General features: G+C 64.3%; 19 protein-coding genes. 15 read left to right on the top strand and 4 right to left on the bottom strand.

Annotated features, from left to right (window positions below):
* Positions 1–66: 66 nt before the first annotated feature.
* From AC0L2D_RS09510 to AC0L2D_RS09500, 3 genes are all read left to right on the top strand, one after another.
* A complete protein-coding gene (locus tag AC0L2D_RS09510) occupies positions 67–1,620 on the top strand; it encodes a sugar ABC transporter ATP-binding protein (protein WP_473540890.1) in 1,554 nt (517 codons plus the stop codon).
* Positions 1,617–2,582, top strand: coding sequence for an ABC transporter permease (locus AC0L2D_RS09505; RefSeq protein WP_013529527.1), 966 nt, complete (start codon positions 1,617–1,619; stop codon positions 2,580–2,582). Before AC0L2D_RS09510 ends, AC0L2D_RS09505 begins: the two co-directional genes overlap by 4 nt.
* 66 nt (positions 2,583–2,648) lie before the next feature.
* Positions 2,649–3,668: a zinc-binding alcohol dehydrogenase family protein gene (locus tag AC0L2D_RS09500; RefSeq protein ID WP_127368882.1), complete on the top strand. Its 1,020-nt coding sequence runs from the start codon at positions 2,649–2,651 to the stop codon at positions 3,666–3,668.
* 77 nt (positions 3,669–3,745) lie between these two features.
* Here AC0L2D_RS09500 and phnF read toward each other — a convergent pair whose 3' ends face one another.
* The gene (phnF, locus tag AC0L2D_RS09495; RefSeq protein WP_473541013.1) at positions 3,746–4,495 is read right to left on the bottom strand and encodes a phosphonate metabolism transcriptional regulator PhnF; all 750 of its coding nucleotides are present in this window, start codon (positions 4,493–4,495) and stop codon (positions 3,746–3,748) included.
* A gap of 134 nt (positions 4,496–4,629) precedes the next feature.
* On the opposite strand from phnF, the gene phnG reads away from it, so the two are divergent.
* From phnG to phnE (AC0L2D_RS09435), 12 genes are all read left to right on the top strand, one after another.
* Entirely contained in the window at positions 4,630–5,091 is a 462-nt protein-coding gene (gene phnG, locus AC0L2D_RS09490; RefSeq protein ID WP_064995659.1) for a phosphonate C-P lyase system protein PhnG, read from the top strand.
* Positions 5,091–5,702 (top strand): phosphonate C-P lyase system protein PhnH, encoded by a 612-nt coding sequence (gene phnH, locus AC0L2D_RS09485; RefSeq protein WP_473540889.1) that lies wholly within the window; start codon positions 5,091–5,093, stop codon positions 5,700–5,702. Before phnG ends, phnH begins: the two co-directional genes overlap by 1 nt.
* A 1-nt stretch (position 5,703) precedes the next feature.
* Positions 5,704–6,816, top strand: coding sequence for a carbon-phosphorus lyase complex subunit (locus tag AC0L2D_RS09480; RefSeq protein ID WP_128307404.1), 1,113 nt, complete (start codon positions 5,704–5,706; stop codon positions 6,814–6,816).
* A complete protein-coding gene (gene fosX, locus AC0L2D_RS09475; RefSeq protein ID WP_127267990.1) occupies positions 6,813–7,232 on the top strand; it encodes a FosX/FosE/FosI family fosfomycin resistance hydrolase in 420 nt (139 codons plus the stop codon). Before AC0L2D_RS09480 ends, fosX begins: the two co-directional genes overlap by 4 nt.
* Positions 7,229–8,128 carry an alpha-D-ribose 1-methylphosphonate 5-phosphate C-P-lyase PhnJ gene (locus AC0L2D_RS09470; RefSeq protein WP_473540888.1) on the top strand — a complete coding sequence of 300 codons (900 nt, stop codon included), beginning with the start codon at positions 7,229–7,231 and terminating at the stop codon, positions 8,126–8,128. Before fosX ends, AC0L2D_RS09470 begins: the two co-directional genes overlap by 4 nt.
* Complete coding sequence (gene phnK, locus AC0L2D_RS09465; RefSeq protein WP_013529518.1) at positions 8,125–8,901, top strand: phosphonate C-P lyase system protein PhnK; 777 nt, start codon at positions 8,125–8,127, stop codon at positions 8,899–8,901. Before AC0L2D_RS09470 ends, phnK begins: the two co-directional genes overlap by 4 nt.
* A gap of 208 nt (positions 8,902–9,109) precedes the next feature.
* Positions 9,110–9,817, top strand: a complete 708-nt coding sequence (gene phnL, locus AC0L2D_RS09460; RefSeq protein ID WP_473540886.1) for a phosphonate C-P lyase system protein PhnL — start codon at positions 9,110–9,112, stop codon at positions 9,815–9,817.
* Positions 9,814–10,431 carry a DapH/DapD/GlmU-related protein gene (locus AC0L2D_RS09455; RefSeq protein WP_224620210.1) on the top strand — a complete coding sequence of 206 codons (618 nt, stop codon included), beginning with the start codon at positions 9,814–9,816 and terminating at the stop codon, positions 10,429–10,431. Before phnL ends, AC0L2D_RS09455 begins: the two co-directional genes overlap by 4 nt.
* Positions 10,432–10,805: 374 nt before the next feature.
* Complete coding sequence (gene phnC / locus AC0L2D_RS09450; protein WP_473540885.1) at positions 10,806–11,663, top strand: phosphonate ABC transporter ATP-binding protein; 858 nt, start codon at positions 10,806–10,808, stop codon at positions 11,661–11,663.
* Between the two features lie 92 nt (positions 11,664–11,755).
* A complete protein-coding gene (gene phnD / locus AC0L2D_RS09445) occupies positions 11,756–12,664 on the top strand; it encodes a phosphonate ABC transporter substrate-binding protein (RefSeq protein WP_473540884.1) in 909 nt (302 codons plus the stop codon).
* 57 nt (positions 12,665–12,721) lie between these two features.
* A complete protein-coding gene (gene phnE, locus AC0L2D_RS09440) occupies positions 12,722–13,678 on the top strand; it encodes a phosphonate ABC transporter, permease protein PhnE (RefSeq protein WP_473540883.1) in 957 nt (318 codons plus the stop codon).
* 2 nt (positions 13,679–13,680) lie between these two features.
* Positions 13,681–15,048, top strand: coding sequence for a phosphonate ABC transporter, permease protein PhnE (phnE, locus tag AC0L2D_RS09435; RefSeq protein ID WP_473540881.1), 1,368 nt, complete (start codon positions 13,681–13,683; stop codon positions 15,046–15,048).
* A 277-nt stretch (positions 15,049–15,325) separates the two neighbouring features.
* Here the strand turns inward: phnE (AC0L2D_RS09435) and AC0L2D_RS09430 are convergent, their stop codons facing one another.
* From AC0L2D_RS09430 to AC0L2D_RS09420, 3 genes are all read right to left on the bottom strand, one after another.
* Complete coding sequence (locus AC0L2D_RS09430; protein ID WP_473540880.1) at positions 15,326–16,177, bottom strand: sugar phosphate isomerase/epimerase family protein; 852 nt, start codon at positions 16,175–16,177, stop codon at positions 15,326–15,328.
* A 224-nt stretch (positions 16,178–16,401) separates the two neighbouring features.
* Entirely contained in the window at positions 16,402–17,589 is a 1,188-nt protein-coding gene (locus AC0L2D_RS09425) for a Gfo/Idh/MocA family protein (protein WP_127366248.1), read from the bottom strand.
* Between the two features lie 146 nt (positions 17,590–17,735).
* Positions 17,736–18,791, bottom strand: a complete 1,056-nt coding sequence (locus tag AC0L2D_RS09420; protein ID WP_224620204.1) for a sugar phosphate isomerase/epimerase family protein — start codon at positions 18,789–18,791, stop codon at positions 17,736–17,738.
* Positions 18,792–18,906 lie beyond the last annotated feature (115 nt).

The raw sequence follows: 18,906 nt of genomic DNA, 5'->3' as shown, positions 1-18,906 counted from the left end.
TCGTGAGGCCAGCCTGGGAAGCCAACCCGGGAGGCCAATCTGGGAGGCCAATCTGGGAGGATTGTCATGATTTCGACGGCGCAGGAACTGCATCCCGCACCCGTTCTGGAACAGGGGCGGACTATCCTCGAATTGCGTGGGCTGGAGAAGCGCTATCCCGGCACCCACGCGCTGAAACCGGTCGACCTCACCTTCAAGTCCGGTGAGATCCACGCCATCGTCGGCGAAAACGGCGCCGGCAAATCCACGCTCATCAAGCTTCTGACCGGCGTCATGCCGCGCACCTCCGGAGAGATTGTCTGGGAGGGCCAGCCGGCCGCCCTGGCGACGCCGCACGAGGCGATGGCGCTCGGCATCAATGCCGTGCACCAGGAAGTCGTGCTGTGCCGTCACCTGACGGTCGCCGCCAACATGTTCCTCGGCGAGGAGAATTCGCGCTTCGGCATCCTGCAGCAGCGCGCCATGGTCAGGCAGGCGCAGACGATCATCGACGACCTCGGCTTCGACCTGCCGGCGCATGTCACGCTCGGCGACCTGACCATCGGCCAGCAGCAGCTGATAGCCGCCGCCCGCGCCACCGTGCGCGGCACCAAATTCCTGATCTTCGACGAGCCGACCGCCTACCTCACCCGCAAGGAAGCCGACCAGCTCTTCACGCTGATCCGCCGTCTGAAGGGCGAAGGCGTGACGATCATCTACATCAGCCACCGCATGGAGGAAGTGTTCGAACTCGCCGACCGGGTATCCGTGCTGCGCGACGGCACGCTGGTCGGCACCCGCAATATCGCAGAGACCAACGATGCCGAACTGGTCAAGATGATGATCAACCGCTCGATCGAGCAGGTCTATCACAAGGAGCATTTCACGCCGGGCGCCGCCATCATCGAGGCGAAAAACCTGTCCGGCAAGGGCTTCGAAAATGTCTCGATGACGGTCCGCGCCGGCGAGATCGTCGGACTCTATGGGCTGATCGGCGCCGGACGCAGCGAGTTCGTCACCACGCTCTACGGCCGCCACCGCAAATCCGCCGGCCAGATCCTCTGGCAAGGCAAGGAGGTACAGGTCAATTCCGAACATGACGCGATCAAGCTCGGCATGGCGCTGGCGCCGGAGAGCCGCCGCGACCAGGGCCTCTGCCTCAACCTGCCGGTCGGCTTCAACCTCAGCCTGCCGATCTACAAGCGCATCTCGAACAATCTGCTGATTTCGAGCACGCAGGAGAAGACGCAGGCCGATCGCCAGATCGCCGATCTGCGCATCAAGACACCGACACGTGGCGCGCTGGCATCCAGCCTGTCGGGCGGCAACCAGCAGAAGATCGTCATCGGCAAATGGCTGGCGCACGGCGCCAAGCTGTTCATCTTCGACGAACCGACCGTCGGCGTCGATGTCGGCACCAAGGCCGAGATCTACCGCCTGTTCGGCGCGCTTTTGTCAAAGGGCGCCGGCATCATCCTGATCTCGTCCTATCTGCCGGAAGTCTATGAACTCGCCGATACGCTGCATGTGTTCCGGCGCGGCAAACTGGTGGCGACGCACGGTTTTCACGCCGCCAGCCACGAGGATATTCTCACTCAGGCGCTCGCCGAGAAACAAGAAAAGCTGGGAGGACAGATATGAGCACCGAGGCGATCGCCGTCGAAAAACCGAAGCGCAACTATAATGTCCTGTTCGGGCTGACGCTATTGGCGCTGCTGGTTCTGCTCTGGATCCTCCTCTCCGTGACGACGACGAGCTTCGCCTCGGCCAACAACATAGCCAATCTCCTGCGCCAGGGCTCGATGATCGCCATCATGGCGGTCGGCCAGACCTTCGTCATCATCACCGGCGGCATCGATCTGTCGGTCGGCGCCGTGGTCGGCTTCGCCACCGTGGTCGTGGCCATGATGATCAATGCCGGCTTCCCCATCTGGCTCGCCATTCTGGTGACGCTGCTGGTCGGTGTCGCCATCGGCATGTTCCACGGCTTCGGTATCGTCAAGATGGGCCTGCCGCCCTTCATCATCACGCTGGCGACGTTGACCTCGCTGCGCGGCATCGGCCTTTTGATGACCAACGGCAATTCGATCAACATCAACAGCGACACCTTCACCGCCTTCTCGCGCAATTCCTTCATCGGCATCCCCAACCTGTTCTGGATGGTGATCCTGGTCGGCATTCCGGCCTATATCTTCCTGCACCACAGCCGCTGGGGCAGATACTTGTTTTCGGTCGGCTCCAACGCCGAGGCCTCGCGCCTGTCCGGCGTCAATGTCCAGCGCACCATCTACATGGCCTACACGCTGTCGGGCCTGTGCGCCGCCTTCGTCGGCGTGCTGCTGGCCGCCCGCATCGGCATCGGCAACCCGACGCAGGCCGAGGGCTGGGAACTGCAGGCGATCGCGTCGTCGGTCATCGGCGGCACCTCGCTGTTCGGCGCCGTCGGCTCGGTGCATGGGCCGCTGCTCGGCGCCTTCATCCTGGCCACCATCAACAACGGCGCCAACCTGCTCAACGTCAATTCGTTCTGGCAGCGCATCATCACCGGCGCGCTGATCATCATCATCGTCTACTTCGACGGCCTGCGCCGCCGCGGCAAGTAGCGACCCCGCAATCAACCGCCGGTCCGCCACACCAACGGGCCGGCGATTTCATGACTGGATTAGCGCATGAAAGCCGTCCTCTGCCGTTCGCCCGGCGATCTTGTCCTTGAAGACCGGCCCGCACCCGAGACACCGCCTCCCGGCTGGGCGCTGGTGGCGGTCAGCCATGTCGGCATCTGCGGCACCGACTACCACATTTTCGAGGGCAAGCACCCGTTCCTCGCCTATCCCCGCATCATGGGTCATGAGGTCTCGGGTACCGTGATGGAGACCGGCGAAGGCGTCGAACTGGCCATTGGTGAGCCCGTCGTCGTCAACCCCTATCTTTCCTGCGGCAAGTGCATCGCCTGCCGGCACGGCAAGCCCAATTGCTGTGTCAGGATCGAGGTGCTTGGCGTGCATCGCGACGGCGCCATGTGCGAACGCATCCTGGTGCCGGCGCAAAATCTCTATCCGGCCAACGGCCTTTCGCTGGCCGACGCCGCTGCCGTCGAGTTCCTGGCCATCGGCGCGCATGCCGTGCGGCGCGCCCGCGCCGACCCCGGCGCCCACACGCTGGTCATCGGCGCCGGCCCGATCGGGCTCGGCACCGCCATCTTCGCCCGCATCGCCGGGCTCGACGTGACGCTGCTCGACATGAGCAGTGAAAGGCTCGCCTTCGCTGGAAACGAGCTTGGTTTCCAGACCCTAGACGGCTCGCGCGGCGCGGTGCCCGATCTGATCAGGGAAGCGACATCAGGCGAAGGCTTCGATGTGGTCTTCGACGCCACCGGCAACACCCAGTCGGTGCAGTCGGCCTTCGCCCATGTCGCGCATGGCGGAACGCTGGTGCTGGTCTCCGTCGTCAAGGACGACATCAGCTTTTCCGATCCGGAATTCCACAAGCGCGAGATGACGCTGATCGGCAGCCGCAACGCGCTGCGCGCCGACTTCGACCATGTCGCCGCCTCGATCCGCAACGGGGCCGTACCACTGGCCAAGCTCGTCACACACCGCACCACACTCGCCGCCACGCCGCGCGATCTGGCTCGTTGGGCGCATGAGAAATCCGGCCTGATCAAGGCTGTGATCGAGGTGGGGTTATAACATGGCAGGCGGCGAAGCCGGTCCTCAAATGCGCCGCCGCTGGCAAGTGAATGCGGCCGAGCTGGGCCGGGCACTCCCTACAGCGCCGACAGCTTCAGCTCCACCCGTTCGGCCGGGAAGCGCGACTCGGAAAACTGGATCGGCTGGCCGTCCGGCGTGACGTTGACGGCGACCGTGACCAGCACGATGGCGCCCGGCTGCAGGTCGAGGTCGGCAAGGTCCGCCGCATCGGCATGGCGCGCCGACAGCACGGTCGATTGCCTGAGGTAATCGTCTATGCCGAACCGCGCCAGCGAGGCGGTGATCGAGCCGGTCTCGGCCATCGCGGCATCGATGCCGGCAAAGCGCCGGGCTTCGAACCAGCCCGCCGCGCGCGACACCGGCCGTCCATCGGCTTCGCCGCGTGTTTCCAGGCGGATCACATCGGCTCCCCTGGCAAGGCCAAGGCCCTGGGCGACGCGCTGGCTGGCCGGCTCGACCGACGAGGCGAGCAGGACGATGTGCCGTTCCGTCGTCTGCGCTTGCAGCCCTGTCGAAAACCGTGTGCGCGCCCCAATCGGATAGGACAGCCGCTTGCGCGACAGCACGAAGGTGCCGCGCCCCTGCTCGGCCCGCAGCACGCCTTCCCTTACAAGGGCTGATATGGCGCTGCGCACCGTGTGGCGATTGACGCCATAGCGCTCTGCCAGCGCCACCTCCGGCGGCAGCGCTGCATTCTCCGTGAAATCGCCGATGGCGATCGCATGCAGCATCTTGTCGGCGATCTGCCGCCACAGCGAAACGCCACTGCGCCGCTCGATGCTGTCCGCCGCCAGCCGCCCGACCATCATTGCCCCCAACCTTCCAGCGCCCAGTCTTCTATCGCTGTCATCCACCCGTCATGGACACCCGTTAGATAATAGGTATAATTTGTATAGTTGTCTATATCAATAGACAAATTTAGCCACGAGGACCACAGCTCATGCGAGGACAGGAAGCCCGCGACCAGGCCGAGCGCAAGGCCGCCATGGCAACCCTTGCGCAATCCAGCGGCGATGACATCGTCCGGCTCTGGAATGAGGCCGGACTGCCTTCGGACGCCGAGCTGCTGCGCGGCCCCGAAACCGGACTGGTCACCCTGCGCGGCCGCATCGGCGGCGGCGGCGCGCCCTTCAATGTCGGCGAGGCGACCGTCACCCGCGCCACGGTCAGGCTACCCACCGGACAGGTCGGCCATTGCTATGCCCTTGGCCGCGACAAGCAGAAGGCGAAGCTGGCGGCTATCGCCGACGCCCTATGGCAGGACCCTGCCCGCCGCAATGAGGTCGAGACCGGACTGATAGCGCCTCTGCGGTCGGCTCTGACCATGGCGCACGAAAAACGCCGCGCCGAGACGGCGGCAACGAAGGTCGATTTCTTCACCATGGTTCGCGGAGAAGACTGATGGACATTGCAGCGCAATCGATCGAGGGCGGGTTCGCCGATCCGGTCTTCAACGCCCAGACCGTGTTCCGCGCCGTGATGGACGCAATGGCTCGGCCGGGCAGCGTGCAACCGCTGCCGGCCTTCGCCCGCCCGCCGGTGCCGCTCTCGGCTACCGCCGGCGCCATCGCACTGGCGCTGTGCGACAATGACACGCCGCTCTGGCTCGACCCGGCTTTGCAGGCCTCCACCGCGATCAGATCATGGCTTGGGTTCCATACCGGCGCGCCATTGGCCAACACACCGGCCGATGCGCATTTCGCCTTGATCGCAGCACCTGCCGAGATGATGGCGCTCGATGGCTTTTCGCAGGGCACGCAGGATTATCCCGACCGCTCGACCACGCTGATCCTGCAGGTCAGCGATCTGGTCTCCGGCACGCCGCTATTGCTCGAAGGTCCTGGCATCGAAACCAGCGCCACGATCGCGCCGGCGCAGATGCCACGCCATTTCGTCGAGCAGTGGAAGCAGAATATCAAGCGCTTTCCGCGTGGCGTCGACATCATCCTCGTCACATCAGGCGGCATTGCCTGCCTGCCGCGCACGACGCGCATCAAGACGATGGAGGCGTAAGATGTATGTCGCGGTAAAAGGTGGCGAAGCCGCAATCGCCAACGCCCACAGCCTGCTTGCCGACCGACGCCGCGGCGACCGTTCGGTGCCGGCGCTTCGCCTCGACCAGATCGTCGAGCAGCTGGCGCTCGGCGTCGACCGGGTGATGAGCGAAGGCTCGCTCTACGATCGGGAGCTGGCCGCCCTAGCCATCGTCCAGGCGCGCGGCGACATGATCGAGGCGATCTTCCTGGTGCGCGCCTATCGCACCACGCTGCCACGCTTCGGCTACTCCAAGCCGATCGACACCGCCACCATGCTGGTCGAGCGACGTGTGTCGGCGACCTACAAGGATCTGCCCGGCGGCCAATTGCTCGGGCCCACCTTCGACTACACGCACAGACTGCTCGATCCCGAGCTTGCCGCGGGGGCCGAGGTCGCCGAGCCCTTGCTGCGCGAGACGGAAGCGCAAGCCATGCCGCGCGTTTCGGCCATCCTCGCCCGCGAAGGCTTGATCGAACCGGATGGCGACATGCCGCAGGACCATGTCCCCGGCGACATCACCCGCGAGCCGCTGGAATTCCCAATGGCGCGCGACATCCGGCTGCAGGCGCTGTCGCGCGGCGATGAGGGGTTTTTGCTGGCGCTCGGCTATTCCACCCAGCGCGGCTATGCCCGCAACCATCCCTTTGTCGGCGAGATCCGCATCGGCGAGGTCGAGCTCGAGCTCGACGTTCCCGAACTGCCCTTCGCTGTCCCGCTCGGCACTGTCCGTGTCACCGAATGCCAGATGGTCAACCAGTTCAAAGGCTCAGCCAAGGCGCCGCCGCAGTTCACCCGCGGCTATGGCCTCGTCTTCGGCCAGAGCGAGCGCAAGGCGATGGCGATGGCGCTCTGCGACCGGGCGCTGCGCGCGAAGGAGCTCGGCGAGGATGTCGTCGCCGCGGCCCAGGACGAGGAGTTCGTCATCTCACACTCCGACAATGTCCAGGCGACCGGCTTCGTCGAGCATCTGAAGCTGCCGCACTATGTCGATTTCCAGGCCGAACTCGACCTCGTGCGCCGCATGCGCGCCGAACACGACGCCCACCAAAACCCCGTGAAGGTCGAAGAGAAGCGGGAGGCCGCGGAATGATCGAAGGGCTTTCCCACATGACCTTCATCGTCCGCGATCTCGAGCGGATGACCAAGATCCTCGAGGGCGTATTCGACGCACGCGAAATCTATGCCAGCGATGCCGAGCAGTTCTCGGTGTCGCGCGAAAAATTCTTCCTGATCGGCGACATCTGGGTCGCCATCATGGAGGGCGAGCCCTTGCCGGAGCGCAGCTACAACCACATCGCCTTCAAGATCGATGACGCCGATTTCGACCACTATGCCGAGTGCATCGGCAAGCTCGGCCTCGACATGCGCCCGCCGCGCCCGCGCGTCGAGGGCGAGGGCCGCTCGATCTATTTCTACGACGACGACAACCACATGTTCGAACTGCACACCGGCACGCTCAATGAGCGGCTGGCGCGCTACGCCAAGGGATTTGAGGTCGCATCATGACCGACATCGCCACCTACAACTTCGCCTATCTCGACGAACAGACCAAAAGGATGATCCGCCGCGCGATCCTCAAGGGCATCGCCATCCCGGGATATCAGGTGCCGTTCGCCTCGCGCGAAATGCCGATGCCCTATGGCTGGGGCACTGGCGGCGTCCAGGTCACCGCTTCGATCATCGGCCCAGACGATGTGCTCAAGTTGATCGACCAGGGCGCCGACGACACCACCAACGCGGTCTCGATCCGCGCCTTCTTCAAGAAGGTCGCCAACGTCGCGGTGACGACTGACACCGCCAGCGCCACCATCATCCAGACCCGTCACCGCATTCCCGAGCATCCGCTGACGGCGGGCCAGGTGCTGGTCTACCAGGTGCCGATCCCCGAGCCGCTGCGCTTCCTTGAACCGCGCGAGACCGAAACCCGCAAAATGCACGCGCTGGAGGAATACGGCCTCATGCACGTCAAGCTCTACGAGGACATCGCCAAGCACGGCCGCATCGCCACCACCTATGCCTATCCGGTCAAGGTCGAGGGCCGCTATGTGATGGACCCCTCGCCGACGCCGAAATTCGACAATCCCAAGATGCACCGCTCGCCGGCCCTGCAGCTGTTCGGCGCCGGCCGCGAAAAGCGAATCTACGCGGTGCCGCCTTTCACCGAAGTGGTCAGCCTCGACTTCGAGGATCATCCGTTCGAGGTCCAGACCTTCGACCAGCCCTGCGCGCTGTGCGCGGCCGAGAACGTCTATCTCGACGAAGTCATCCTCGACGACCATGGCGGTCACATGTTCGTCTGCTCCGACACGGACCATTGCGAGAAGCGGCGGGCGGACGGCCATCGCGGCCACCTTGCTCCAGAAAGCCATCTTGCCTCGGGAACAAGGGAGCCGGCGCAATGACCGACGAACCGCTGCTGCGTGTCGCAGCACTTTCTAAATTCTACGGTTCGCGCGTCGGCTGCGACAACGTCTCCTTCGACCTGTGGCCGGGCGAAGTCCTGGCTGTCGTCGGCGAATCCGGCTCCGGCAAGACGACGCTGCTCAACTGCCTGTCGACCCGGCTGCTACCGAGCTCCGGCACCGCCAGCTACCGCATGCGCGACGGCCAGTTCCGCGAGCTCTACCGCATGAGCGAGGCCGAGCGCCGCTTCCTGATGCGCACCGACTGGGGTTTTGTCCATCAGAACCCCGCCGACGGCCTGCGCATGACGGTGTCGGCGGGCGCCAATGTCGGCGAGCGGCTGATGGCGGTCGGCGACCGTCACTACGGCAGGATCCGCGCCACCGCCGTCGACTGGCTATCGCGCGTCGAGATCGACGAGGACCGCATCGACGACGAGCCCCGCGCCTTTTCCGGCGGCATGCGCCAGCGCCTGCAGATTGCCCGCAACCTCGTCACCGGGCCGCGCCTGGTGTTCATGGATGAGCCAACAGGCGGCCTCGATGTCTCGGTGCAAGCCCGCCTGCTCGACCTGCTGCGTGGTCTGGTCACCGATCTCGGTCTGGCGGCCATCGTCGTCACCCACGACCTTGCCGTGGCGCGGCTCTTGTCGCAGCGCATGATGGTGATGAAGGACGGCCGCGTCGTCGAAAGCGGCCTCACCGACCGCGTGCTCGACGACCCGCGCGCGCCTTACACGCAATTGCTTGTTTCCTCGATTTTGCAGGTTTGACGATGGCGCCAAAGCACCCCCCTCTGGCCTGCCGGCCATCTCCCCCTCAAGGGGGGAGATTGGCTATCGTCCTCGGTTTCGCCACTCTCCAACGTCGCAGAACAAGCGCAACGAGAAAGCTGCCGATCTCCCCCCTTGAGGGGGAGATGCCTGGCAAGGCAGAGGCGGGCGTTGGCCCGCAAACGAACGACAATTGGAGGCCCTTCTGATGGCAACCCCCCTCGTTGTCTCCGACGTCGCCAAGAGTTTCACCATGCACCTGCGCGACGGCATCAAACTGCCTGTTGTCGCCGGTGTCTCGTTCTCGATCAGGGCTGGCGAATGCACCGTGCTCGGCGGTCCTTCCGGTGCCGGCAAGAGCTCGATCCTGAAGATGCTCTACGGCAACTACGCCGTCGACGAAGGCCAGATCATCGTCACGCATGATGATGGGCTGATCGACCTCGCCACCGCCAGCCCGCGCACCGTGCTGGCCATACGCCGGCAAACGATCGGCTATGTCAGCCAGTTCCTGCGCACCGTGCCGCGCGTCTCGGCGCTCGACGTCGTCGCCGAACCGCTGGTCGAGCGCGGCGAGGATCGCGAAGCCGCAAGGGACAAGGCCCGCGCCTTGCTGGCGCAGCTCAACCTGCCGGAGAAACTCTGGGCCTTGCCGCCTGCGACCTTCTCCGGCGGCGAGCAGCAGCGCGTCAACATCGCGCGCGGCTTCATCACCGAGCATCCGATCCTGTTGCTCGACGAGCCGACAGCCTCGCTCGATGCCAGGAACCGCGATGTCGTGATCGAACTCATCGCCGCCAAGAAGGCTGCAGGTGTCGCCCTGCTCGGCATCTTCCATGACCACGATGTGCGCGAGGCGGTTGCCGACCGCATCATCGACGTCACCGCTTTCGCGCCCGGAAAAATCGCCGCATGACCAGGAAATTATCCGAGACGCCGTTGATCCATCCGACGGCGGAGGTGCAGAACTCGACGCTCGGCCGTTGGACCGAGATCGCCGACCGCAGCCGGGTCTCGGAAAGCGAACTCGGCGACTATTCCTACATGATGCAGGACTGCGCCGTCTGGTGCGCGACGATCGGCAAGTTCGCCAACATCGCGGCCAGCGTGCGCATCAACGCCACCAACCACCCGACCTGGCGGCCGACGCTGCACCATTTCACCTATCGCGCCTCCGACTACTGGGACGATGCCGAGCACGAAAGCGAATTCTTCGCCCAGCGCCGCGCCAAGCGGGTCACCATCGGCCACGACACCTGGCTCGGTCACGGCTCGACCATCCTGCCCGGCGTCACCATCGGCGATGGCGCCGCGGTCGGCGCCGGCGCTGTCGTCTCGAAAGATGTCGCGCCCTATACGATCGTCGCCGGCGTGCCGGCAAAGCCGATCCGCGAGCGCTTCGATCGCCGCACGGCCGAACGCTACCAGGCGCTGGCCTGGTGGGACTGGGACCATGCAAGGCTGCGGGCCGCGTTGGATGACTTCCGGGAGCTCGAGGCCGAGGCGTTCTTGGAGAAATATGGCGGATAGCGACGCCAGGAACGGGCTGTCACTGACGCTGGGCAGCGGGGGCAAACCGCCCCCGCCCCTGCTATCCGCATGACGTGCCTCTCGACACCGGCATCGACGCCATGACGGCCCTTGTCTGGAACGCCTGAAGGACGGCCTCGCCATCGCCGGCGCGCGACGGGCGAGTATATGCGCATCAAGTGGTGCCGTCTGGCCACCGGCGCCAGCTCGCCAGGCCTGCATTCCACATCACCTTCGACTGCTGATCCTGGGCCGGCCGCAGACTCCGGCCTGTGGAGCGTAACAAAACTGACATCAACGCGACACGGCAGGTTCATGTGGCTGCGCTAGGCGAATGCCTAACGATCAATGGTCCCGGACTGGAACCTGCCCCCATGCCAGCAAATTCCGCCACGCTCGAAATCCGCGGTGTCACCCGACGATTTGGCAAGAACACTGCCGTCAGCGACATCAACATCGCGATCCCGCAGGGTCAGATGGTTGGCATTATCGGCCGTTCGGGCGCCGGCAAATCAACCCTCCTTCGCATGATCAACCGTCTCATCGATCCCAGCCAGGGGTCGATTTTTTTTGACGGCGCCGAGGTCTCGAAGCTGAGCGGCTCGCCGCTGCGGCGCTGGCAGCGCGACTGCGCCATGATCTTCCAGCAGTTCAACCTGGTGCCGCGCCTCGACGTGCTGACCAATGTGCTGCTCGGCAAGCTGAACCACCGCTCGACCATCACCAACCTGTTCGGCATGTTCTCGCGCGCCGAATGCGCCGAGGCGATCGCGGCACTCGAGCGGCTCGACATCGCCCGCACCGCGCTGCAGCCCGCCGGCACCTTGTCGGGCGGCCAGCAGCAGCGCGTCGCCATCGCTCGCGCCATGATGCAGCAGCCCCGGGTGATCCTCGCCGACGAGCCGATCGCCTCGCTCGACCCGCTCAACGCCAAGGTGGTGATGGATTCGCTGCAGGACATCAATCTGCGCGAAGGCATCACCGTCGTCACCAATCTGCACACGCTGGACACCGCCCGCACCTACTGCAACCGCATCATCGGCATGGCTGCCGGCAAGGTCGTCTTCGACGGCCCGCCGGAAGAGCTCAACCGCGAGGCGGTGCGCCTCGTCTACGGCGCCGACAGCAATGGCCAGGGAATCTCCGAGGCCATCACCTCGACCAGCGTTGCCTTCAGCCGAAAGATCGCCGCATCCGCCGGACCGCTCGAGCCCGCATTCCCGGGATATTGAGAGCGGTTGGGATCGCCAGCCCACGTCAAGGGCACCTGTCAAAATCGATAACGCTGCCGGCGCGGGGCCGGAACCTACAGGAGAAATATCCAATGTTCAGGAAGATGGTCTTTGGCGCCGTTTCGGTGCTCGCCATGGCGACCAGCATGGCCCATGCCGCCGACATGAAGGAATTTCGCGTCGGCATTCTCGGCGGCGAAAACGAAACCGACCGGCTGCGCAACTACCAGTGCCTCGCCGACCATTTGAAGACCGAATTCGGCTTCGAAAAGGTCTCGCTGTTCCCCGCCGCCGACTATGACGGCGTCATCCAGGGCCTGCTCGGCGGCACGCTCGACTTCGCCGAACTCGGCGCTTCCGGCTACGCCAGCGTCGCTCTCAAGGACCCGAAGGCGGTCACCCCGATCCTCACCACCCAGCAGACCGACGGCGCCACAGGCTATTATTCGATCGGCCTGGCGCTGAAATCCTCCGGCATCACCGACATCAAGTCGGCCAAGGGCAAGAAGCTCGGCTACGCCGATCCGGATTCGACCTCCGGCTACCTGATCCCGCTGACCCAGATCCCGAAGGATACCGGCGCTTCGAACGAAACCTTCTTCGCATCGACCCAGTTCAACGGCGGTCACGAGAACAACGTCCTGGCCGTGCGTGACGGCAAGGTCGACGTGGCGGTGGACGATTCTTCCGGCATCGGCGACTTCAAGGACGGCTACACCTCGGGCACCTTTCACAAGGAAGTCGCCAAGGGCGCCGTCGACCCCAACGACTTCGTCGAGGTCTGGCGCTCGGGCCTAATCCCGAACGGCCCGCTGGTCGTGCGCACCGCGCTCGGCAGTGAAATGACGGCCAAGCTCGCCGACTTCTTCACGCAGTTGCCGAAGAAGGACAAGGCTTGCTTCGAAGGCGTCGAGGGCGGCGACTTTACCGGCTACGTCCCGGTTAAGGCGGACTTCTACAACGTCATCGTCGAAGCCCGTAAGGCAGCCATCGGCGGCTAACGGCGAAATCAGGAAGGGCGGCGTCGAGAAAACGCCGCCCTTCTTGCATGTCCGATCATGACCCTTTCCGTGACAGCCCCTTCCGGCGCCACTCATCAGATGGCCGACGCCTGGCGTCGCCAGACGTCGCTGCGCCGGCTCTACACCGCCATTGGCGTCGGCCTGCTCATTGTCGCGCTCGGCAGCACCATGTGGTTCGCCGACGAGGCCAATGCCGGGCATTTCTTCGACCGGTTGCCGCATTTGCTGGATTTCCTGAGCTGGCTCGTCCCCAAGGATTGGAACGATGTCTGGCGGGCGATGTTCGACATCGCTTCCCCGCATGACACCGGTACCCAGGAATTCAATTTTCCGCTTGGCCGCTCCTATGTCTGGGGCAGCTTCTACATCCCCGAATATTTCGAGCTGATGCTGACCACGCTCAACGTGGCCCTGGTCTCGACCTTCATCGGCTTCGTCTTCGCCGTGCCGTTCTCCTTCATCGCGGCGCGCAATTTGACGCCGCATCCGGTGCTGCGGCTGATCGTCAAGCGCCTCATGGAACTGCTGCGCGCCTTTCCCGAGATCGTCATCGCCGGCCTGTTCGCCGCCATCGTCTCGATCGGCCCGATCGCCGCCATCATCGCCATCGGCCTGCATTCGATCGGCGCGCTGGGCAAGCTGTTCTACGAGATCAACGAGAACATCGACATGCGCGCCGAGGAAGGCCTGAGGGCCGTCGGCGCCAACTGGTTCGAGCGGGTGCGCTTCGCCGGCCTGCCGCAGGTGCTGCCCAACTTCATGTCCTACACGCTGCTGCGTGTTGAGATAAATGTCCGCATTTCCACCATCATGGGCGCGGTCGGCGGCGGCGGTATCGGCGAGGAGTTGAAGCTGTCGATCTCGCGCGGCTTCGGCGCCAAGACGATAGCCCTCGTGCTGCTCCTGTTCACGACGATCTTCATCGTCGACCAGTTCTCCGCCTGGCTGCGCCGCAAGCTGGTCGGCGAGCAGGCTTTCGTGATGAGCGCTTGACCATGGCCACCATGACCGCCGATCAGATCCAGTCGATCGAAGAGCGCTTCCCGCAGGTGTTCCAGCGGCCGTTCCACAAGCGCTTCGGGCCGCTGATGCTGCTTGGCGGCATCTTTCTCTACCTGCTGTACGCCTTGTGGTTCTTCAACCTGCCGCAGGTCATGCGGGAATCGCACTGGGAGCGCCTGCCGCTGTTCCTGACCCAGTGGATCAGCTACGACGTGCAGCCGATCTTCCGCCTCGATGAACCGCAGATCACTGCCAAATATCCACGCTTCTCCGTGCTCGGCCCGAACCCGGATCCGGACTGGGTCAAGACCAATGCCGATGGTTCGGTGACGATCCTGATCGACGGCACCGCCAAGTCGATTACCTTCACCAAGACGCAAGCGACGATAATTGCCAACGGTGAGACCGTTGCGGTCGCACTCGGCACCGGCAAGCCGCTGATCTCGGGACCGGTTCCCGGCTGGATCACCGCGCATGAGGATGAGGTGGTCGCCGACATGGGCTTTGCCGGCGAGGCCCGCGTCGCCGTTGACCGCGTCAGGATACGCAAGCGGTTTCTAGGCTGGGCAAACTTCATCTTCGACGCGCGTTCGCCTTTCTTCGGCAAGTCGGCAAGCGAAGTCGCTTCGCTGATCGTCTCCGGGCCGGAACTGAAACCGGGCACGTCAAATCTGGCGCTGGCCGGCGACAACATCTGGAACAACGCCCAGTGGCAGCATGGCGATGTCTGGACCAAGCTGCTGCAGACCATCGTTATGGCCTTTCTCGGCACCATGCTGGGCGGCATCGTCGCCTTCCCGCTGGCCTTCTTCGCCGCCCGCAACATCACGCCCAGCCGGCTGGTCAACCAGGTGCTCAAGCGCTTCTTCGATTTCATGCGCTCCATCGACATGCTGATCTGGGCGCTGTTCTTCACCCGCGCCTTCGGGCCGGGACCGCTGGCTGGCAGTGCGGCGATCTTCTTCACAGAGGTCGGCACGCTCGGCAAAACCTATTCCGAGGCGCTGGAGAACATCGACGACAAGCCGCGCGAGGGGATTACCTCGACCGGAGCCAACGGCCTCCTGGTGCAGCGCTACGGCGTGCTGCCGGAAGTGGTGCCGGTGTTCATCAGCCAGACGCTCTATCAGTGGGAATCCAACACCCGCGGCGCCACCATCATCGGCGCTGTCGGCGCCGGCGGCATCGGCCTGAAGCTGTGGGAAGCGATGCGCACCAACTCCAACTGGGCCAACGTCTTCTACATGGTGCTGCTGATCCTGCTCGTCGTCTTCATCTTCGACAACATCTCCAACTTCCTGCGCCGCCGGCTGAGCCGGACCATCCACGACTACAACAGGATCCAGGCTGAGCAGGGGTAGGCTTGCGATGCAGACGCGCAAGTCGTCTCGACCGGCGCCAAAGGATCGACCCCCACTCCGTCGAGCTTCGCTCGACACCTCTCCCCCGATCGACGGGGTAGAGGAAAGCGCCAGGCTGTCCGAGCCGACGCCTGTCCTCTTAGGCCGAGTGTCCCCCAGGCCGAGGCTTCCTTCCTCTCCCTCCGGAGGGGGGAGAGGTGGCTCGGCGAAGCCGAGACGGAGTGGGGGAACCACCTGGCAACCGCCGCAAACGCAAATAGAAAATGGGCCAGGGCGCCTAAGCCGCCTTCTTCCACCCGCTCTTGATATGCCTATACCCCTCCCGATAGACCGCGTCCGGCGTCTCTGAGAAATCCCGCCACACCTTGGTCGCCGCCGCCAAATCCTTGAGTGAGCGGCCGAACGCCTCGATCGTCAGCCAATCGTCATAGCCGCTCTTGCGGATGGCGGAAAACGTTTCGGTCCACGGAATGTTGCCGCGCCCCGGCACGCCGCGATCGTTCTCCGAGATATGGATATGCACGACATTCCTGCGGTGTTTCGTGTAGGCGCCGATCGGGTCGGCCTCCTCGATATTGGCGTGGAAGGTGTCGTACATCGCCTTGATGTGCGGCCGGTCGATGGCGTCGATATGCTCCGACAGGTCCGCCATCGTGTTGAGCAGGTAGCATTCGAAGCGGTTCAGCGCCTCGAGCCCGATGGTGACGCCCTTGTTGCCGGCATGGTCGCCGATGGCGCGCTGCGAGCCGACGGAGCGCTTCTTCTCCGCGGCCGTCGGCCCAGAGCCGGAAAAGGACCCGAGCGTCGAATGCAGAGGGCCGCTCAGCGTGCTGGCGCCAAGCGCCTGCGCGCAGTCGATCGCCCATTTCATGTAGTCGACACCGGCCTTGCGGGTTGCCGCGTCGGCCGCGATCAAATTCATCGCCGGATCGCCCATGGCCGAAACCGCAGTCCGCTCCAGCCCGATGCGGTCGAGCAGATCGCCGAGCTTTTTATAATCGTCCGGCGTGCCGGCGAAGATCGGTATCTCGACGCCATCGAAACCGGTCGCCTTGATGTCGCGCAGCAGCGGCTCGTGTTTCTTCGACACCGCCGTCGTCCACAAGAACATGCACATGCCGATTTTCATCGACGACCCCTCCCTTTGACGGCGCACTGGCTGTTCCGCCGCTTCGCGCCATGCCCCCTCATCCGGCCGCTTCGCGGCCACCTTCTCCCCGCTGGGGAGAAGAGACTTGGCGTCGCGCCATCTCCTCCTCCTCTCCCCTCGGGGAGAGGTCGGATTGCCCCGAATTGCCCTTCGCAATTCGGTTGGCAATCCGGGTGAGGGGGCCTTCGCTACCCGCCGTGCGACTACAGCTTCGTCCACGCCCCATTTTTCTTCGACGATTTCACGCAGGCCTCGATGAAGGCCATGCCCTCGACGCCGTCCTGGATGGTCGGGAAGACGACGTCCTTGGGCGGCTTGCCGCCCTTGCGGCGCGCTGCCCGGATGGCGCGCGCGGCCTCCTGGTAGATGTTGGCGAAACCTTCGAGATAGCCCTCGGGATGGCCCGACGGGACGCGGCTGACACGGCCCGCCACCGGCAGCGCGCCGGCGCCATTGCGGGTGATCAGTTGCTTTGGCTGGCCGAACGGCGTGTACCAGAGATAGTTCGGGTCGGCCTGCACCCATTCCAGCCCACCCTTCGAGCCATAGATGCGCAGCTTCAGCCCGTTCTCATGGCCGGGCGCCACCTGGCTTGCCCAGATCATGCCCTTGGCCGGGTGCGTCTTGCCGGTAGGCTTGAAGCGCAGCATGACGTTGACGTTGTCATCCAGTAGCCGTCCCGGCACGAAGGCGTCGAGATCGGCCGACAGGGAGTCCAGTTCCAGCCCCGAGACGAAGCGGGCGAGGTTGTAGGCATGCGTGCCGATATCGCCCAGCGCACCGCCGGCACCTGCCTGCTTGGGGTCGGAGCGCCACGCCGCCTGCTTCTGGCCTGTCGCCGCCAAATCCTCGGTCAGCCAGTCCTGCGGATATTCGGACTGCACGATGCGGATGTCGCCGAGCACGCCCTTGGCGACCATTTCGCGTGCTTGCCGCACCATCGGATAGGCGGTGTAGTTGTGCGTCAGCACGAACACCTTGCCGGTCTTCTCGACTATCGCCGCAAGCTTTTTCGCCTCGGCCAGCGTCGTCGCCAGCGGCTTGTCGCAGATGACGTGGATGCCGGCCTCGAGGAAAGCTTTTGCCGCTGGCACATGCACATTGTTGGGCGTGACGATGGCCACCGCCTCGATGCCGTCGGGGCGCTTCGCCTCGGCCTTGGCCATCTCGGCATAGGATGCGTAGCTGCGTGAGGGGTCGAGCCCCAGTTCGGCGGCCGAGGCCTTGGCACGGGCCGGGTCGGCTGACAAAGCGCCGGCAACCAGCACGAACTCGTTGTCCAGCCGCGCCGCGATCCGATGCACCGCGCCGATGAAGGCGCCTTGCCCGCCGCCGACCATGCCGTAGCGGATCGGGCCGCCTCCCGTTTCCGACTTCGATGCGCCGACCATATCTTGCTCCTCGCTGTTGCTTACCCCCCTTGAGGGGAGGTCGATCCGCGCAGCGGATCGGGTGGGGTCGTTGAGGCAGAGCGCGGTGTGAACCGACCCACCCGGCCTTTGGGCCACCCTCCCCGCGAAGGGGAGGGAAAATCGAGCTAGATTCCCATCATGGCGCGCAGCAACTTCTTGTCGGTGGTGCCAGCGGCGAAGTCGTCGAATGCCTTTTCCGTCACCCGGATGATGTGGTGCTCGATGAAAGGCGCGCCTTCGGCCGCACCATCCTCCGGATGCTTCAGGCAGCACTCCCACTCCAGCACCGCCCAGGAATCATAATTGTACTGCGTCAGCTTGGAGAAGATGCCGCCGAAATCCACCTGTCCATCGCCCAGCGAACGGAAGCGCGCGGCGCGGTTGGTCCAGCTCTGATAGCCGGAATAGACGCCTTGCCGGCCGGTCGGGTTGAACTCGGCGTCCTTGACGTGGAACGCCTTGATGCGCTCGTGATAGATGTCGATGAATTCGAGATAGTCGAGCTGCTGCAGCAGGAAATGCGACGGATCGTAATTGATGTTGCAGCGCTTGTGGCCGCCGACCGCGTCGAGGAACATCTCGAAAGTGGCGCCGTCGAAAACGTCTTCAGACGGGTGAATTTCATAGCCGACATCGACGCCGTTGTCCTCGTACACGTCGAGAATCGGCTTCCAGCGTTTGCCGAGCTCGCCAAACGCTTCCTCAATGAGTCCAGCCGGCCGCTGCGGGAACGGATAGAGGTAAGGGAAAGCCAGCGAGCCGGTAAACGACACTGAAGCATTCAGGCCTAGATTACGCGATGCTTTGGCGCCGAACTTCATCTGCTCGACAGCCCACTTCTGCCGGGCTGCGGGATTGTTGTGCACCGATGGCGGCGCAAAGCCATCCATCTGCGCGTCATAGGCAGGATGCACCGCCACCAATTGCCCCTGCAGATGCGTCGACAATTCCGTGATCTCGACGCCGGCGTCGGCGCAAATGCCTTTCACCTCGTCGCAATAGGCCTTGGAAGAGGCCGCCTTCTTGAGATCGAACAGCCGCGCGTCCCAGGTCGGGATCTGCACGCCCTTGTAGCCGAGACCGGCCGCCCATTTGGTGATCGACGCCAGTGAGTTGAACGGCGCGGCGTCGCCCGCGAACTGCGCCAGAAACAGCCCCGGGCCCTTCATTGTCGTCGGCATCGGCATCCTCCCTCATTTCTCTCGCGACCGAGCATAGCGCCGATTGGAAACAGGGCCAGCCACTTTGGTCTTTTCTCAACGGGCGCTTGCACGCACCACCATTCTGGTATTACCA

Source organism: Mesorhizobium sp. WSM4833 (genome assembly GCF_055811095.1).
This window is presented reverse-complemented; position numbering and strand designations above follow the sequence as displayed.

What these genes read in the sequence shown, in the direction of transcription:
- AC0L2D_RS09430 (WP_473540880.1), bottom strand. Translation starts at nt 16,177, where the DNA reads ATGAAAATCGGCATGTGCATGTTCTTGTGGACGACGGCGGTGTCGAAG.
- AC0L2D_RS09425 (WP_127366248.1), bottom strand. Translation starts at nt 17,589, where the DNA reads ATGGTCGGCGCATCGAAGTCGGAAACGGGAGGCGGCCCGATCCGCTAC.
- phnK (WP_013529518.1), top strand. Translation starts at nt 8,125, where the DNA reads ATGACCGACGAACCGCTGCTGCGTGTCGCAGCACTTTCTAAATTCTAC.
- AC0L2D_RS09510 (WP_473540890.1), top strand. Translation starts at nt 67, where the DNA reads ATGATTTCGACGGCGCAGGAACTGCATCCCGCACCCGTTCTGGAACAG.
- AC0L2D_RS09455 (WP_224620210.1), top strand. Translation starts at nt 9,814, where the DNA reads ATGACCAGGAAATTATCCGAGACGCCGTTGATCCATCCGACGGCGGAG.
- phnL (WP_473540886.1), top strand. Translation starts at nt 9,110, where the DNA reads ATGGCAACCCCCCTCGTTGTCTCCGACGTCGCCAAGAGTTTCACCATG.
- phnE (WP_473540881.1), top strand. Translation starts at nt 13,681, where the DNA reads ATGGCCACCATGACCGCCGATCAGATCCAGTCGATCGAAGAGCGCTTC.
- phnG (WP_064995659.1), top strand. Translation starts at nt 4,630, where the DNA reads ATGCGAGGACAGGAAGCCCGCGACCAGGCCGAGCGCAAGGCCGCCATG.
- phnF (WP_473541013.1), bottom strand. Translation starts at nt 4,495, where the DNA reads ATGGTCGGGCGGCTGGCGGCGGACAGCATCGAGCGGCGCAGTGGCGTT.
- phnC (WP_473540885.1), top strand. Translation starts at nt 10,806, where the DNA reads ATGCCAGCAAATTCCGCCACGCTCGAAATCCGCGGTGTCACCCGACGA.
- phnD (WP_473540884.1), top strand. Translation starts at nt 11,756, where the DNA reads ATGTTCAGGAAGATGGTCTTTGGCGCCGTTTCGGTGCTCGCCATGGCG.
- AC0L2D_RS09505 (WP_013529527.1), top strand. Translation starts at nt 1,617, where the DNA reads ATGAGCACCGAGGCGATCGCCGTCGAAAAACCGAAGCGCAACTATAAT.
- phnE (WP_473540883.1), top strand. Translation starts at nt 12,722, where the DNA reads ATGACCCTTTCCGTGACAGCCCCTTCCGGCGCCACTCATCAGATGGCC.
- AC0L2D_RS09420 (WP_224620204.1), bottom strand. Translation starts at nt 18,791, where the DNA reads ATGCCGACGACAATGAAGGGCCCGGGGCTGTTTCTGGCGCAGTTCGCG.
- AC0L2D_RS09500 (WP_127368882.1), top strand. Translation starts at nt 2,649, where the DNA reads ATGAAAGCCGTCCTCTGCCGTTCGCCCGGCGATCTTGTCCTTGAAGAC.
- fosX (WP_127267990.1), top strand. Translation starts at nt 6,813, where the DNA reads ATGATCGAAGGGCTTTCCCACATGACCTTCATCGTCCGCGATCTCGAG.
- phnH (WP_473540889.1), top strand. Translation starts at nt 5,091, where the DNA reads ATGGACATTGCAGCGCAATCGATCGAGGGCGGGTTCGCCGATCCGGTC.
- AC0L2D_RS09470 (WP_473540888.1), top strand. Translation starts at nt 7,229, where the DNA reads ATGACCGACATCGCCACCTACAACTTCGCCTATCTCGACGAACAGACC.
- AC0L2D_RS09480 (WP_128307404.1), top strand. Translation starts at nt 5,704, where the DNA reads ATGTATGTCGCGGTAAAAGGTGGCGAAGCCGCAATCGCCAACGCCCAC.